Origin of the sequence: Paenibacillus sp. MBLB1832 (assembly GCF_032271945.1) — a bacterium.
In the GTDB taxonomy this organism is placed as follows: Bacteria; Bacillota; Bacilli; order Paenibacillales; family NBRC-103111; genus Paenibacillus_E; species Paenibacillus_E roseopurpureus.
Map to the genome: position 1 here is coordinate 5303718 of NZ_CP130319.1, position 13921 is coordinate 5317638.

Annotated in this window: 13 protein-coding genes; 6 read left to right on the forward strand and 7 right to left on the reverse strand. The window is 51.4% G+C overall.

What is annotated here, in order from left to right; all coding sequences use genetic code 11:
- Positions 1 to 49: 49 nt before the first annotated feature.
- Both MJB10_RS23915 and MJB10_RS23920 read right to left on the reverse strand, forming a co-directional pair.
- Positions 50 to 1696 carry an ATP-binding cassette domain-containing protein gene (locus tag MJB10_RS23915; protein WP_314799400.1) on the reverse strand — a complete coding sequence of 549 codons (1647 nt, stop codon included), beginning with the start codon at positions 1694 to 1696 and terminating at the stop codon, positions 50 to 52.
- Positions 1687 to 2538, reverse strand: coding sequence for an ATP-binding cassette domain-containing protein (locus MJB10_RS23920; protein WP_314799403.1), 852 nt, complete (start codon positions 2536 to 2538; stop codon positions 1687 to 1689). Before MJB10_RS23920 ends, MJB10_RS23915 begins: the two co-directional genes overlap by 10 nt.
- A gap of 120 nt (positions 2539 to 2658) precedes the next feature.
- Between MJB10_RS23920 and MJB10_RS23925 the strand changes: the two genes are divergently transcribed.
- The 4 genes from MJB10_RS23925 (at position 2659) to MJB10_RS23940 (ending at position 7190) form a co-directional block, all read left to right on the forward strand.
- Positions 2659 to 3270 carry a biotin transporter BioY gene (locus MJB10_RS23925; RefSeq protein WP_314799405.1) on the forward strand — a complete coding sequence of 204 codons (612 nt, stop codon included), beginning with the start codon at positions 2659 to 2661 and terminating at the stop codon, positions 3268 to 3270.
- Positions 3271 to 3922: 652 nt separating this feature from the next.
- A complete protein-coding gene (locus tag MJB10_RS23930; protein WP_314799408.1) occupies positions 3923 to 4804 on the forward strand; it encodes a hypothetical protein in 882 nt (293 codons plus the stop codon).
- 113 nt (positions 4805 to 4917) lie between these two features.
- On the forward strand, positions 4918 to 5619 hold the full coding sequence (locus MJB10_RS23935; protein WP_314799417.1) for a response regulator transcription factor: 702 nt from the start codon (positions 4918 to 4920) through the stop codon (positions 5617 to 5619).
- Entirely contained in the window at positions 5616 to 7190 is a 1575-nt protein-coding gene (locus tag MJB10_RS23940) for a HAMP domain-containing sensor histidine kinase (protein WP_314799420.1), read from the forward strand. The genes MJB10_RS23935 and MJB10_RS23940 overlap by 4 nt, the downstream gene beginning before the upstream one ends.
- Here MJB10_RS23940 and MJB10_RS23945 read toward each other — a convergent pair.
- Together MJB10_RS23945 and MJB10_RS23950 are read right to left on the reverse strand one after the other, a co-directional pair.
- The gene (locus MJB10_RS23945; RefSeq protein WP_314799428.1) at positions 7152 to 9077 is read right to left on the reverse strand and encodes an ABC transporter permease; all 1926 of its coding nucleotides are present in this window, start codon (positions 9075 to 9077) and stop codon (positions 7152 to 7154) included. The two genes, MJB10_RS23940 and MJB10_RS23945, sit on opposite strands and share 39 nt — an antisense overlap.
- Entirely contained in the window at positions 9064 to 9831 is a 768-nt protein-coding gene (locus MJB10_RS23950; RefSeq protein WP_314799431.1) for an ABC transporter ATP-binding protein, read from the reverse strand. The genes MJB10_RS23945 and MJB10_RS23950 overlap by 14 nt, the downstream gene beginning before the upstream one ends.
- A 178-nt stretch (positions 9832 to 10009) precedes the next feature.
- Between MJB10_RS23950 and MJB10_RS23955 the strand changes: the two genes are divergently transcribed.
- Both MJB10_RS23955 and MJB10_RS23960 read left to right on the forward strand, forming a co-directional pair.
- Positions 10010 to 10681 (forward strand): response regulator transcription factor, encoded by a 672-nt coding sequence (locus MJB10_RS23955; protein WP_314799434.1) that lies wholly within the window; start codon positions 10010 to 10012, stop codon positions 10679 to 10681.
- On the forward strand, positions 10678 to 11754 hold the full coding sequence (locus tag MJB10_RS23960) for a sensor histidine kinase (protein ID WP_314799436.1): 1077 nt from the start codon (positions 10678 to 10680) through the stop codon (positions 11752 to 11754). Before MJB10_RS23955 ends, MJB10_RS23960 begins: the two co-directional genes overlap by 4 nt.
- Positions 11755 to 12115: 361 nt before the next feature.
- Here the strand turns inward: MJB10_RS23960 and MJB10_RS23965 are convergent, their stop codons facing one another.
- From MJB10_RS23965 to MJB10_RS23975, 3 genes are all read right to left on the reverse strand, one after another.
- Positions 12116 to 12547, reverse strand: a complete 432-nt coding sequence (locus tag MJB10_RS23965; protein ID WP_314799442.1) for an SRPBCC family protein — start codon at positions 12545 to 12547, stop codon at positions 12116 to 12118.
- Between the two features lie 24 nt (positions 12548 to 12571).
- A complete protein-coding gene (locus tag MJB10_RS23970) occupies positions 12572 to 13054 on the reverse strand; it encodes a MerR family transcriptional regulator (protein ID WP_314799444.1) in 483 nt (160 codons plus the stop codon).
- Between the two features lie 123 nt (positions 13055 to 13177).
- On the reverse strand, positions 13178 to 13915 hold the full coding sequence (locus MJB10_RS23975) for a ThuA domain-containing protein (protein WP_314799447.1): 738 nt from the start codon (positions 13913 to 13915) through the stop codon (positions 13178 to 13180).
- Between the last annotated feature and the right edge of the window lie 6 nt (positions 13916 to 13921).

The window sequence follows — 13921 nt, forward strand, 5'->3', positions numbered from 1 at the left end:
AGGTGATGAGCGGAAAGCCGTAGTGCGGAAAGCTCAAAGCAAGCACTCGTTAGGTATACAGCAGTATCCCCCCAGCGAGTAAAGCACACACGGCTAGGATGGTGTCCGCTCGCTGCCATTGCAGGGTGCATTTTCGTAGAAGCAGCGTCATGCCGTCGATTTGCTTCATCTCCAACGCGACGGTCATTTGCTCTGCCCTGTGAAACATCGCGAGCAATAAAGGAACGACTAGCGCAGGAATGTCGCGTACGCGCACGCTGCCTGGGCGGACAGATGCTTTGCCTCGGGCACGCACAATCGTCGAGAATTGCTGCCACTCCCGTAAGATAAGCGGTATGAAGCGAAAGAGGAACGACACCGCCAAGGAGAAGGAAGCCACAGGCACCTTCCATCGGTGCAAATATTGTAAAGCCCAGTTCAATCCCTGTACGAGCTGACCGTAAGGAGTCGACATTGCTAGCCAATAGCCTGCCAGCAAAACGACAAATAAGCGGGCCAGGATGAAGGTTGTGCTCCAGGCGTTCTCGGCGGAGTAGCCCCAGGGTGAAACTTCAAGCCCCGCGAGCGCGACGGAAAAAAGCAGGAATATCGCGTACGATACCGCGATTTTTCTGATCCCGCGCACGACACTGTGCGGGAGACCGATAAAGGCACAGCCCACAAGCGCTGCGGCCAGCGCGAGGCTGCCCCAGCCCTGCTGCCCCATCGAGCCGATGGCGAGCAGCAGGTAGAGCAGCCACTTCGCGCGCGGGTCTCGCCGCAGCCAGCCGGCTTGTGCCGCGGGCTGCTGCTGCGGCTGCGCGGTGCTCGCTGCGCGCGCGGCTGCGGGCTGCGCAGCCGCAGCACTGGCGCTGCCGCCTTCGCGGCGCAGCGCAGATAGGATCGCCGACGCGGCAGCCGTCGGCGTGAGGAGATCCGGCGCGATGGCGATGCCGACGCGCGCCAGATCCTGTGAGGCCTCCGCGCAGCTCGGGAGGCCCACCCCTGCGCGCGCCAGCACTTCGGGCGCGCGGCAGAGCTCTTGCGGCGAGCCGTCGAAGACGAGCTCGCCATGGGCTAGAACGAGGACACGGTCCGCTAGCGGAAAGAACGTGTCCAGGTCATGCGTGGCGACGACGAGTCCGCCACGGTGCCCGCGCAGCATGCGCAGCAGCTCGCGGACGGCGGCCGCCTCGAGGCCGGCGGTTGGCTCATCCATGAGGAGCCAACCCGGCGCCGTGGCGAAGGTCGTCGCCAGCGCAAGGCGGCGCTGCTCGCCGCCGCTGAGCGCGAAAGGCGAGCGATCCATGGCGAAGACGCCGTGGGGATCGAGCCTGTCGGTCGCCTCGTGGATGCGGCGTTCGCGTTCTTCCGCTGACAGCTTATAGGGCCTCAGCGAATATGCAAATTCTTGGCGGATGCTGCGTGCAAACAACTGTTGTTCCGGAAATTGAAACGTTAAGCCGAAGCGTAGCAGTTGCTTGGCATCAGCCTTCGTTGGTTTGAGCCAGACTGGCTGTTCATCCAGCGTAATCGTTCCCGCATGTGGATGGAGTAAGCCCGACAACACTTGCAGCAGCGTGGATTTTCCCGATCCTGCATGACCAATCAAGAGGGTCATAGACCCTTCTTGCAGGGTGAAGCTAATATCTCGCAGCAAGGTCACATCCGGCGAGTCTGGAGCTGTAACTCCTACATTGTCTAAAATTATCGACATTGGATCGCCTCCGCCAGCTCTTCCATGGTCAGCGGAAGGGGTTGTAAAGTGATGCCTTGTTCTAGTAAATTCATCGCGGTTTGAATCGCAAAAGGCGGATCAAAGCCAAGCTCCACACAAGGCGAAATCTCATTCTCGTTCTGGTGCTTGCCCCCGTTTCCTCCACCATAAAAAAACGAACGCGGCTCCCCATCAAACGTAATTTTACCCGCTCCAAATCCGATTACACGGGTTGCATCCGCCACCTCTTCAAGCCGATGTGAAATCCAAACAATCGTTGTTCCGCGTTGATGGGCTTGACGCACAGCCTCGCGAACTTCGATGCGAGAAGCAGGGTCGAGCATCGCTGTGGGCTCATCCAGCAGCAGAATCTCTGGCTGCATGGCCAGTGCGGCTGCCAGATTAACGAGCTGCTTCTGGCCACCCGATAATGTAGCCATCGTGCGCTCTGGCGGTAAGGACAAGCCTACCGCAGCTAAGACATCCGCGTACCAGTTCCTCCGCTCTTCCGCCGTTAGCTCCTGAGCTTGCGGCAAGTAATCGAGTTCCTCCGCGATCGTTTCTCCTAGAAACTGTGCTTCTGGCAGCTGGAGTACGCCTCGAATCTTCGATGTCCCCGCTTCTGAACTGCGCTGTAGCTGCCCTTGCGACAACGGGTTCAGCCCCAGCAGCACGCTCGCTAGCGTGCTTTTGCCGCTTCCATTTGGGCCCACAACCGCAATCCATTCACCTTTATATATATCTAGCGAAACGCCCGACCATACGCGACGTCCTTCTCCCAATTCCGTTCGATAGACGATAGAGGCGTTCTTTAATGACAGTAATCTTTCATTTTTCAGCATATGTAAAAAAGTCCCTTTCACTTTTCTATCAGTTGTGCTATCATCAGGATTGTCAACTTGGTTCCTATGATATCGGTTGACAATAAGTTAACAATATCAGAAACAGGAGTGGTCAACAATATGAAACTTACGTTACGTGGTGTTATTTTCAGCGCATTGTTTGCGGCTATCCTCGTCTTATTCAGCTTTCTTAAAATTTCAGTAGGTTCCGAAGTGCCTATCACCCTGCAAACGTTAGCGGTTATGCTCGCAGGCGGTTTGCTAGGCGCGCGTTACGGCTTCCTTAGCATGGCCCTCGTCGTAGTGCTTACAGCCATCGGTTTCCCGCTCCTTCATGGCAGTGGCGGTCTCGGCGTTGTCCTTGGACCTACGGGCGGCTTCATCATGATCTGGCCGTTCTCCGCCATGCTCATTGGTCTCATTTTACCTCGTATTCGTTTGAATGGCATCATGGGTTATTTCGCAGCGTTCCTTGTGCTTGAAGTTTTCGGTTCCCTCTTTCTTTATTTAGCTGGCGTACCGTGGTTAATGTATAAGGTTCCGTCCTACACACTTGCCAAAGCGTTGACAGCGGGATGCTGGCCGTTCCTGCCTGGCGATGCGATTAAAGCAATCGTTGCTGCGCTCATCATTGCGCCTGTTCGCCAAGTTTTCCCTCCACAACGTCTGACGGGATCATCCTCACATAGCGTTGTTCAAACTGACTCTAAACAAGAAGCTATCACTAGCTAATCATCACGATTTCATAGTAAAGGGCTGTCCGCCGAGTAGTTTAGCTACTGGTGGATGGCTCTTTTTATGTTAGTTGGGAAAGTCTAAATGGAAATGTCCATCTATTTATAAACCTATCATCCTCCTAGGCAAAAATAACTGGAAACATCCATTTATTTCGGCTCATCATCCGAGAAAATCGCAGAATCCATGAAATTAACTGGATATTTCCATCTAGAACCACTTTTCAGTCTAAAATCGCTAAATTAGCTGTAGTTTTCCATTTAAATGTTACGATCGGACTCTCAACTCTAAGCGCACCTCTTTACAGAAAAACAATCCATATACCCGTTCTCCGTCTCAGCTTTTGCTTCACTCTCCAATTTATTTTACCAACTGTCAAATTTGTAATGAAAATGAAATCTAACTTTCATCTTGTTTTAATGTACAATGCCTATAATAAAAACCAACCCCCCTTTAAAATATATAACTTAGACCCGCAGCCCGTTGCTGTGGGTCATTTTTTTGTGCGAGCGACTGCACTCGCGGACGCCCCCTCACACAATTTCCCACAATGTTACGATAGGATGTCCATAATCTTTCGGTACAGTAAGGGTGTAAGGGAGAGTACTCGTCCTTGCACGATACATATACCCGAAAGGAGTTTTCAACAATGACATCCACATGGAAAAAACGTACCCTGCATGCGAGCATGCTCGCGATCCTGACGACCGTCGCACTCGGAGCGGTAAGTGCTTCTGCGGCAGATACAACCTCCACATCAATAGCGAAACCTAACAAAGTGTTTCACGTCGTGAAAGGCGAGGGGGTGAAAGGCGAATTCACAGCAGCAGCTCCTGCCCTGCACGTTCGATCGACTTTCGGCGGCTTATTGAGACAGCCTGCGCTTGAGCGCAATTACTTAAAGCTGCTAGCGAGCACATACTCCCCTGATACTCTCGCTGATTGGACGAAAGCTCTTGATGAGCGCAAGCAAGCCGAGGCAGATATGCCGAAGCCAACATTTGATAAAAGGGTCATCCTGAAGGATGGCGAGAATGTGAAAATCGAAGGCGATGGGCAAGTAGACAAGATGTTTTTCTCTAAGGATGGTTCATCTGCACCAGCGGACATCAAGTTCTTCTCTAGGGATGGTTCCGCGGAGTCAGTAGAAGGTCTGCCGCCTCTTGAAGAACTGCCTGATCTCCCTGAACTCACACCTGTACAAGACGGCGAAGGCAAGACAGGACCTAAACGAATTATTATCCAGCACTCGGCTCCACTTGACGGCACAGCGCCAAAAGGTGTAACCAAAGTACTTCCAGTTGAGCCTGGTGCCGCTGGTGATATAATGATAGCAGCACCTGCGCTGCCAGAATCTTTTAAGCTTCAAGAGAAACTAGTTGAAGCGGTAGAAGCCGATAACGCAGAAGGTATCCGTACGGTTCTTGCTGATTTGTTGAAAGAATATGTGAAACAAACGGATGAGCTTCGTGAAATGGCGAAGAAAATTCAAGAAAAGCTTCCAACAGAAACGGAAAAAGAGAACAAATAACTTCCGTTCACTGAGCCGTGGAGGCTTTGCAATACATAGAGGTGGACCGAGCGCATGCAGGCGTTTCGGCTCCACTTTTTGCTCATGTGTCAGGCATGGAAGGAGAAATGACGATGTATAGCGTTTATTTAGTAGAAGATGAGGAACATCTGAGAGGTGTTTTGGCCGCTTATTTGGAAAAAGAGGGGTGGCAAGTGCGTTCGTTCCCGGACGGGACTTCGGCCCGTGATGCGATCTCGGAGCGGCCGGACTTGTGGGTCCTCGACATCATGCTGCCTGGCGTAGACGGCTTTCAGCTGATTCGTGAGATCAAAGCCGATCAACCAGCCCAGCCTGTGATCTTCATCTCAGCTCGCGATGCCGACATCGATCGCATCATAGGCTTAGAGCTGGGCAGCGATGATTATATGGCGAAGCCCTTTCTGCCAAGGGAGCTGGTGATTCGCTCCCGCAAGCTGCTCGAGCGAGTCTATGCAGGCCAAAGCAGCACAAGGCTGTCAGCCTCCAATGAGTCGCGCAAAGCCAAGCTTATGACCGTTGCCGTGTACACCATCGACGAACCAGGTCGCACGGTCACCGATCGTGATGGCACCATCGTCGACCTCACGTCCAAAGAATTCGAATTGCTGCTGTATCTCCTTCAGCATCACGGACAAGTCCTGGAACGCGAGCAGGTGCTGCGCGCGGTGTGGGGTATCGACTACTTCGGCACGGACCGTGTGGTCGATGATTTGGTGCGGCGATTGCGGCGCAAGCTGCCTGAACTGCGTTTAGAAACCGTATACGGATACGGGTATAGGATGGTGAAAGCATGAGACTTCAACTAGGCCGATGGCCGCTCGCCATGAAATTATGGGGCGCCTTCGCGGCGTTAACCCTCTTCATTTTTACTTTGCTCGGTGTGTTATTGCCTTGGACGTTGAAGGGCTTTTTCACCGAGCAGCTGTATGACATCTTGATGGATACACAGAGCGGTCTCCAAGTCGAAGCGACCGCGGGCCTCACACCTGCCTTCTCTTCATCTTGGTCACCACTGCCTGTAGATGGAGCGAAAATCCCTCATACCATTCAAAGCGGCGGTACGTTCATTGCCTCTGGCGAGAAAGACCCTGCAACCATCAAACGTCCAGGTGTTCGATTGAACCTATCCACTGACACACTGCCTGGCACGCCGCCTGACGGTTCCGAGCCCGCCATACTGTCCACGCAAGCGATTGCACCGATCGGAGGTGCTATTACTGGCCCCTCCATTCGCCATTTCATGATCAATGGGGAACAAGCTGCAGAAGCCGCCAAAGCAACTGCTGGGACTACGGAGCCGGTCATGGCTGTAATTGAAAAGGATGCACTCGCCCAGCTCCAACCTGTAGCGAAATACACGCGAACCATCGACAATAACAGTATCTTTTACGTCATTCGCAAAGAGATGGTTCAAGGCGCACCCAACTTCATCATCTCCTACGCATGGGGAAATTACCGCAATGACCTGATCCTCTCGATGTTCGGCAGGCTCATGCTGCTTATGGTCGCCCTGATCGTGGTCAGTTGGGTGCCCTGCTTGCTGCTGGCGCGCTATTTCACCCGCCCGCTCGTTCAGATGGAACGCCATGTTGGACGCATGGCGGAGCGCGATTGGCATGAGCCCATTGAGACGGGGCGCAAGGATGAGATCGGCCGCCTCGGCCGAGCGATCGAATTGATGCGGCAGCGGCTTGTGAAGCAAGATCGTGCGCAGCAGTTTTTCTTGCAGCATACGTCCCATGAACTAAAAACACCAGTCATGGTGATCCGCAGCTACGCGCAATCGATCCAGGACGGTGTTTTTCCGAAGGGCACCTTGCGTGCCAGTATTGACGTTATTATGAAAGAAGGCGAACGCTTGGAGAAGCGCATTCGCGATCTGCTGCTGCTCAATAAGCTGAATTATTTCACAGCGAAGGAGAAGCCTTTCCTGCCTTTTGACGTGAAGCCCGTGCTCGAAGATGTCATTGAACGCCTTCGGTACAGACGGCCTGAACTGAAATGGGAGCTCGATATTCACGAGCACTCCCTCACAGGCGACCACGAGCAATGGAAGATTGCGCTGGAAAATATGCTCGACAACCAGCTCCGCTATGCGGAGAGCTGCATTCGCGTCAGCGTGAAGCCTGCTCCTCATTTTGAAATTCGGATGCATAACGACGGCCCGCTGCTCGATGAAGCCAGCGCAGATTCGCTGTTCGAACCGTTCCGCACCGGCGGCAAAGGGCAGTTCGGTCTTGGCTTAGCCATCGTGAAACAGATTATGGATCACCACGGGATGAACGTTCGTACCGCCAATGAAGAGGATGGCGTCTCTTTTACCATTTTACCTGCTAACAATTCGGTCCGAAGCACTCAAACATAAGACGAAATATCCGAAATAGATGGCCGCATAGAGCACAATGGTCGTCATGACGGGCACGAACAGATTCCCGCCAATTAATTGAATCGTCGTTAAAGCTTTCAGCACCATCACGCTGTGCACGACTCCCAGCACCAACGGCAGCATAAACACAAACAGGGTCATCTTCGCGATCGTTGTGCGAATTTCTTTGCGGCTCACACCAATTTTACGCAGCATCGCGTAGCGTTCCTTATCTTCATGCGTATCTGTCAGCTGTTTGAAATAAATCATGCAGCCTGTGGCAGCCAGAAACACCAGTCCCAAGAAGCCGAGCGTAAATAAATCCAATCCGGCCGACTCCATGTTTTGTAGAAATTGAAAGTAGTACGAGGACATTGCGTTCTGCTCGTTTTTGAGCTTCATCAGCTCGTTCGAAGTTTGTTTGGTCGAACCTTGATCCTTGACGATATATCCTTTATATATTGCCAGATCCGCTCCTGGCTGCAGCTTCGCAAATAAGCTGTCGCTGACGATGAAGCAGGCATCAGGGAAGCTCCACGGAAGCACTCGACCGATGGCGAGCTGCGTTACAGTCAAGGTTTGGCTGCCTGCGGAAGCATGGAACCCAATCGTATTTCCAAGCACTTCTCTATCCGTAAAAGTGGCAAACCTCGGCTGAATCACCGCTGTATCATTGCCTTGCAGCTCAATTCGCAGCGGCCTGTCCAATGCCTCGGACGCCTTGTTATACATGGAAGCGGAGATCAGCTTAATCGGAACATCCGTTGGCGAATAACTAGAGGGATGATAATAAAAATTCGTCACATCGGCCTTTAACCGAATAATCGGGAGGTCGAGTTGCGCTGTGATCGGATGCTCGGCATCCTTTTCCACAACGTTACGGACTTGCGCATCAAAGCCCCTCCCCTGTGAAATATGCATATACGAGAAGGGAGCCTCCTCCTCGGCATCTTCCTTCAGAGTTACGTATTCGCTGGAACCAACCGTTACCGCACACAGCGTTAACGCGCTCAGCAGCGCAATCATCGTAAACATTCGCGTATTCCCACGAATCCGATACATGAGTTGTGCCGTCACGATCATATTCATGCCGGAATAGTATCGAGTCTTAACTTTCTGAGCTAGTTTCAAAATGAAAATAAGCGCATAGCGGAAGAGCAAATACGTCCCCGCGATTAGACAACCGAAAATGAGAAGGAAATTCCTCGCCATTTGCCCTGACGTCGTCATCGGTTGGAACACCGTGTAATAGCCTACTGCCAAAAGCACAACTGCCAACACCGCAGAGACCGCCGATGGTTTCGGCACGGACTCTCCTTCTTGCTCCGCTTTGAACAAATCGACAAGCTGAAACCGATAAATCAAACGATAGCTATGCATCGAGGTCACGCCAATTATGAGGGCAAATACAAGCAAGGTGTTCAGAATCGCGTCTGGTGAAATACGGAATGAAACGTCAACACTAGCATCCAACAGCTTGAGGAACAGCATCGCGAACAGCTTGGATAACAACGTGCCCAGTACAATCCCGATCCCAACGGCGCCAATGCCCATCATGATATTTTCATATAGGAGCATCGTGCCAATCTTCCGCTTTCGCACGCCGAGCAAGGCGTATAAGCCGATTTCTTTCTTGCGCTTTTTCGTGAAGAAGGAGTTCGAATACCAGATAAACACAGCAGCGAACAAAATGAGAATGATCGAAGCCTGCTGGAATACCGAGCGCATCCCCTCCCATTTCTGCACATGTGCGGCAATTTCTTCACTGTACCGTAAGGAAACGAACGTATAGTAGATGACTACACTGAAAATCATGGAGATGAAGTAAATCCCGTAATTTTTGAGATTACCCAGGACGTTCCTGCGTGCGAGACTAAATAAGGTCATTAGCTCCACCCCCTAGTACCGAGAGCACATCCATTACTTTATTGAACAGTTCCTTGCGCGTCATCGATCCTTTATTTAACTCCGTGAACCATTTACCATCTTTAATAAAAATCACACGCGTACAATAGCTCGCAGCGAAAGGATCATGCGTCACCATCAGAATGGTGGATCGATCTTGCTCGTTCAAGCTCTGCAAGCTTTCGAGCAGTTCCGTCGCAGATTTGGAATCCAAAGCGCCTGTCGGTTCATCCGCCAGCACGAGGCTGGGACTTGCGACAATCGCGCGGCAGGCGGCTGTGCGTTGTTTTTGACCACCGGAAATTTGGTACGGATACTTATCCATTAACCCTTCGAGTCCGAACTTCCGACTAATCTCTGTTACGCGGCACTCGATCTCTGTCACGCTTGTTCTGGCCAGCGCAAGGGGAAGCAGCATGTTCTCCTTCAGCGTCAACGTATCCAACAGATTATAATCTTGAAAAATGAAGCCCAGCTTATCGCGGCGGAAAGCCGCAAGCTCCCCCTCCTTCATTTTCGTTAAGGAGCTGCCATCTACCACAACATCTCCTGCCGTCGGCTGATCGATCGTAGCGAGGATGTTCAGCAGGGTTGTTTTGCCTGAGCCCGACGGCCCCATAATGCCTACAAATTCACCTTCGGTAATCGTTAAATCAATATCCTGCAGGGCCGTAAAAATGTTTCCTTTGGACCCATATACCTTCTTAATCCCTTTCGCTTCTACAATCGTTCTCATATCGGTTGTTCCTCCAATTAGCATCGTTGCAACTTGATACTTCTATCCTACGATATCCTCGCCAGGGCAACCATCGATGTAACTTACATCTGGTATGGCTTACCTTACAATTTTGTCATGATTATGCTACCATGGCTGGGTAGAGATCACCATTCGTCACGTTCAGGAGGCGGCAGCTATGAAAATAATGATCGTAGAGGACGACATTGCGATACGGGATGAAGTGGCCGAGGCGCTGCGCCGCTGGGGGTTCGAAACCGTCGTCGTTCAGCAGTTCGATGCTGTATTGACTTCCTATATTCAAGAAAATCCTCATCTCGTGTTAATGGATATAAATTTACCTGCGTTCGACGGATTCTACTGGTGCCGTCAAATTCGAGAGGTATCAAAGGTGCCGATCCTCTTCCTCTCCTCCCGTAATACACCGATGGATATGGTCATGTCGATGAATATGGGCGGCGATGATTTTATCCAAAAACCCTTCTACACCGATGTCCTCGTTGCCAAAATCAATGCGTTGCTCCGTAGAACATATTCCTATATGGAGACTGCTTCAAGCGTGATCGCGCATAACGGCGTCGTCCTAAATTTGAAGGATGGTGATATGGCGTGCGGGGACCAGAAGTCGGAGCTAACTCGGAATGAATTTAAAATATTGAGCATTCTCCTCCAAAACCAAGGCGCGATTGTGAGTCGTGAGCAGATGATGCGCGGGCTGTGGGAGGATGAGAGCTTCGTGGATGATAACACCTTAACCGTTAATATTACCCGCCTGCGTAAAAAGCTTGCAGAGCTCGGCCGCGATGACTTCATCGTGACGAAGAAAGGGCAGGGGTACTTGATTCCATGAGTTTTCTGTCGTATCTACAGGATAAGCGGTACTTCCTTCTGATGTATGCGGTGACGATGATGTTCGTCTCCCTGATCATGCTGGTCAGTATGAAAGGTCACGGCGCGTTGAATAATTTGGCCTATATGAACGGCGGCTGTTTCTTATTCGCAGCTGGTTACCTTGTATGGGGCTACTTCTATCGGAAGTCTTTCTATCAAGAGCTTCAGGCGTTTCTTCAGCCAAAAAGCGAAGGAGATCCCGTGCGTGGGAAGACCCCTTGGGTCAATCCGTATCAGGATTGGGCGATTGAAGCGCTGCCGGCTCCGCAAAATGCTGAGCAAGAACTGTATCTTGAGCTTCTGCGGCAGCTGGCGATCGAACAAACGAAAGAGAAACAGCTCCTCCATGCGGATCTGAAGAACCATCAAGACTTCATCCTGTCTTGGATTCATGACGTTAAGCTGCCGATTGCCGCCAGCCAGCTCATCATGCAGAACCGCGCTGGCAAAACGGCGGAATATTTAGTGGACAAGCTCGAAGACGAGCTTAGCAAAATCGATAGCTATGTGGAGCAGGCGCTTTATTACTCGCGGATTGACGCGTTTTCGCGGGATTACTTCATCACCGAAGTCCCGCTGCTCGCGATCGTGAAGGAGACGGTTAAGAAAAGCGCCAAGGTGTTTATCGCGAAGCGGATTCGTCCGGATATGGAGGGGCTTACGCATAGCGTGAACAGCGACAGCAAGTGGCTCGGCTACATCGTCAATCAGATCGTGGCGAACGCGCTGACGTATACGGAGAACGGCGGAAGCATCACATTCCGTTCAGAGGACACCGCGACGGAGAAGCGGCTCATCATCGCAGATACGGGAATTGGGATCGTGGCTGGCGACTTGCCTCGTGTCTTCGACAAAGGCTTCACAGGCGTAAACGGCAGAACCAATAATCGCTCCACGGGTATGGGGCTATACCTCGCCAAGCAGTTGGCGATCAAGCTGGGGCACGACCTTTCGATCACGTCCACCGAGGGGGAGGGCACCGCAGTTACCGTCCATTTCATGAAGGTGCGGCATTATAATGATTTTAGGTGAAGTTGGGAACGAGTTAGCTTGATTGGTGCGAGGTACGGGAGACGGAATTTTGGGCGAAATTCGGCACTTCAACTAGTTAAATGGGGACGAGGCGGAACGTGAGTGCGTTATTTGTTTAGTTTGGGTTGATTCGGAGTGTTGGCGGAACGTCAGTGCTTTATTGCGCCCCAATTCCCTGTTTTCCCGTGTTTTGGGTGAAATAAGGCATCGACGTTCCGCCTACTGTTTTAAAGTGGCTCTTTCCACCGAAATAGAGGAACCACGTTCCGTTTGAAAGAAAAAGCAAGAGAAACAGCCACTTCTTTAGCGGATTGAGTCTCATGCTTTTTTTTGAATCGAGGGATTGACCCTTTAATCGGATCTACAGTGATTTTCCTAGCGCATCTAGCATTTCATTCGTTCCATGCTCGCGCACTTCCGGCGTATCATAACCATCGAAAAATGCTCCCTGTTCAGTGAAAATCAGCTTCGTTCCGCCATCGGCTGGGAAAAGTTCTACTGTGGTGATTGAAACGGAAATGCGTTTGTCGTCTGTATCCAGCGTGTAGCTATAGACAATGCGCTGCTCGGGCACAATCTCTTGGTAGCAAACGTCGAACGTAAAGATCGGTCCTTCTGGCGGGCCGCCTCTACTGTATTCGCGTCCTCCGACACGGAATTCAAAGACATCGGGTTTAGGGAACCACTTTGATTTGGCGGCTGGATCCGCCCAGGCTTGATAAACCCTCGCAGGCGGCGCGGTGTAAGTGCGCTCGATGACGAAAGTGGCATGTTTGACGAAGTGTTCAGTCATGATACATTCTCCTTAGATTAGATTTCATTCAGTCGTGTCATCGGCAAGAAAATCCCCCAATGCATCCAAACGGTACTCCCAGCTTGTCCGCCTCTCGATGACCAGCTTCTCATGGCTGATTTTCATCGACTGCATAAGTTGGGTAAAATCTTCAACAGCTAACGGGGCTTTCCCCTGCATCTGCCTAGATACATGTTGAAGCTGCTCCAGGAGCTTTTGCTGTACCTTGATCTGCTCCCTGATCCGCGTCATTTGCAAATTGACGATCTCTAGCGGGCTGATCTGCTCGCTGTCTAGGACGGATTTCACCTCTTCAAGCGATAGGCCGAGCTCTTTCAGCGACAAAATCTGCTGCAGACGCGCCAGATCCGCTTCATTGTAAAGCCTGTGTCCTGACTCCGTCTGGCCAGAGGGAGATAACAAGCCGATTTGGTTGTAAAATCGCAAAGTCCGTACGGTCAGTCCCGTTATTCGGGCAAGATACCCGACCTTCCAATATCTCTCCATAGCAACCCCTCGTTAGCGCTAACTGTTTACCGGTAGTTTAACTATAATAGATGACGTTACGTAAGGTGCAAGTATTAAATAAAATATGCCCCCAAATCTGGGGGCATGCTCTACACCATAATATTAAGCTTTAACCTTTGCTTTAATTTCTTCCAAAGGCTTGTGGTTCCCGTATTTAGGATACTCACGTGTGGACGGCGCCGCCCACTGAACCGCATTGCTGATCACGCGGCGGATCTGCTCGTTATAGTACGTACGGTACGTTTCGTGACCTGGACGGAAGTAGAAAATCTTCCCGTTCCCACGGTTGAACGTGCATCCGCTGCGGAACACTTCGCCGCCTTCGAACCAGGACACCATAATGAGCTCATCTGGCTGCGGGATATCAAAATGCTCGCCGTACATTTCCTCTGCTTCAAGATCAATGTACTCGCCGATACCTTCCACGATTGGATGGCCTGGCGCCACGACCCATAGACGTTCCTTCTCATCCGCTTCGCGCCATTTGAGGTCGCAGGATGTGCCCATAAGGCTTTTGAACACTTTGGAGAAGTGACCCGAGTGCAGAACGATCAGGCCCATGCCTTGCCATACACGTTTTTGAACGCGAGCTACGATGTCATCTTGCACTTCATTATGCGCCTTGTGTCCCCACCAGATCAGGACATCTGTATTGTTCAAGACTTCTTCCGACAAGCCGTGCTCAGGATCGTCCAATGTTGCATAAGTAACTTGCACGTTGCCGCTTAAACCCTCACCAATCGCGGTGTGTATACCTTGCGGGTAGGCCGCGCGAACAATTTCACTTTCTTTTTCATGACGGAATTCGTTCCATACGGTTACTTTCAGCTGTTGACTCATCGTTTT

Bases quoted from the DNA above. Each gene is read 5' to 3' on its own strand.
- MJB10_RS23920 (WP_314799403.1), bottom strand. From the start codon at position 2,538: ATGCTGAAAAATGAAAGATTACTGTCATTAAAGAACGCCTCTATCGTC.
- MJB10_RS23960 (WP_314799436.1), top strand. From the start codon at position 10,678: ATGAGTTTTCTGTCGTATCTACAGGATAAGCGGTACTTCCTTCTGATG.
- MJB10_RS23950 (WP_314799431.1), bottom strand. From the start codon at position 9,831: ATGAGAACGATTGTAGAAGCGAAAGGGATTAAGAAGGTATATGGGTCC.
- MJB10_RS23965 (WP_314799442.1), bottom strand. From the start codon at position 12,547: ATGACTGAACACTTCGTCAAACATGCCACTTTCGTCATCGAGCGCACT.
- MJB10_RS23970 (WP_314799444.1), bottom strand. From the start codon at position 13,054: ATGGAGAGATATTGGAAGGTCGGGTATCTTGCCCGAATAACGGGACTG.
- MJB10_RS23930 (WP_314799408.1), top strand. From the start codon at position 3,923: ATGACATCCACATGGAAAAAACGTACCCTGCATGCGAGCATGCTCGCG.
- MJB10_RS23940 (WP_314799420.1), top strand. From the start codon at position 5,616: ATGAGACTTCAACTAGGCCGATGGCCGCTCGCCATGAAATTATGGGGC.
- MJB10_RS23955 (WP_314799434.1), top strand. From the start codon at position 10,010: ATGAAAATAATGATCGTAGAGGACGACATTGCGATACGGGATGAAGTG.
- MJB10_RS23915 (WP_314799400.1), bottom strand. From the start codon at position 1,696: ATGTCGATAATTTTAGACAATGTAGGAGTTACAGCTCCAGACTCGCCG.
- MJB10_RS23925 (WP_314799405.1), top strand. From the start codon at position 2,659: ATGAAACTTACGTTACGTGGTGTTATTTTCAGCGCATTGTTTGCGGCT.
- MJB10_RS23935 (WP_314799417.1), top strand. From the start codon at position 4,918: ATGTATAGCGTTTATTTAGTAGAAGATGAGGAACATCTGAGAGGTGTT.
- MJB10_RS23975 (WP_314799447.1), bottom strand. From the start codon at position 13,915: ATGAGTCAACAGCTGAAAGTAACCGTATGGAACGAATTCCGTCATGAA.
- MJB10_RS23945 (WP_314799428.1), bottom strand. From the start codon at position 9,077: ATGACCTTATTTAGTCTCGCACGCAGGAACGTCCTGGGTAATCTCAAA.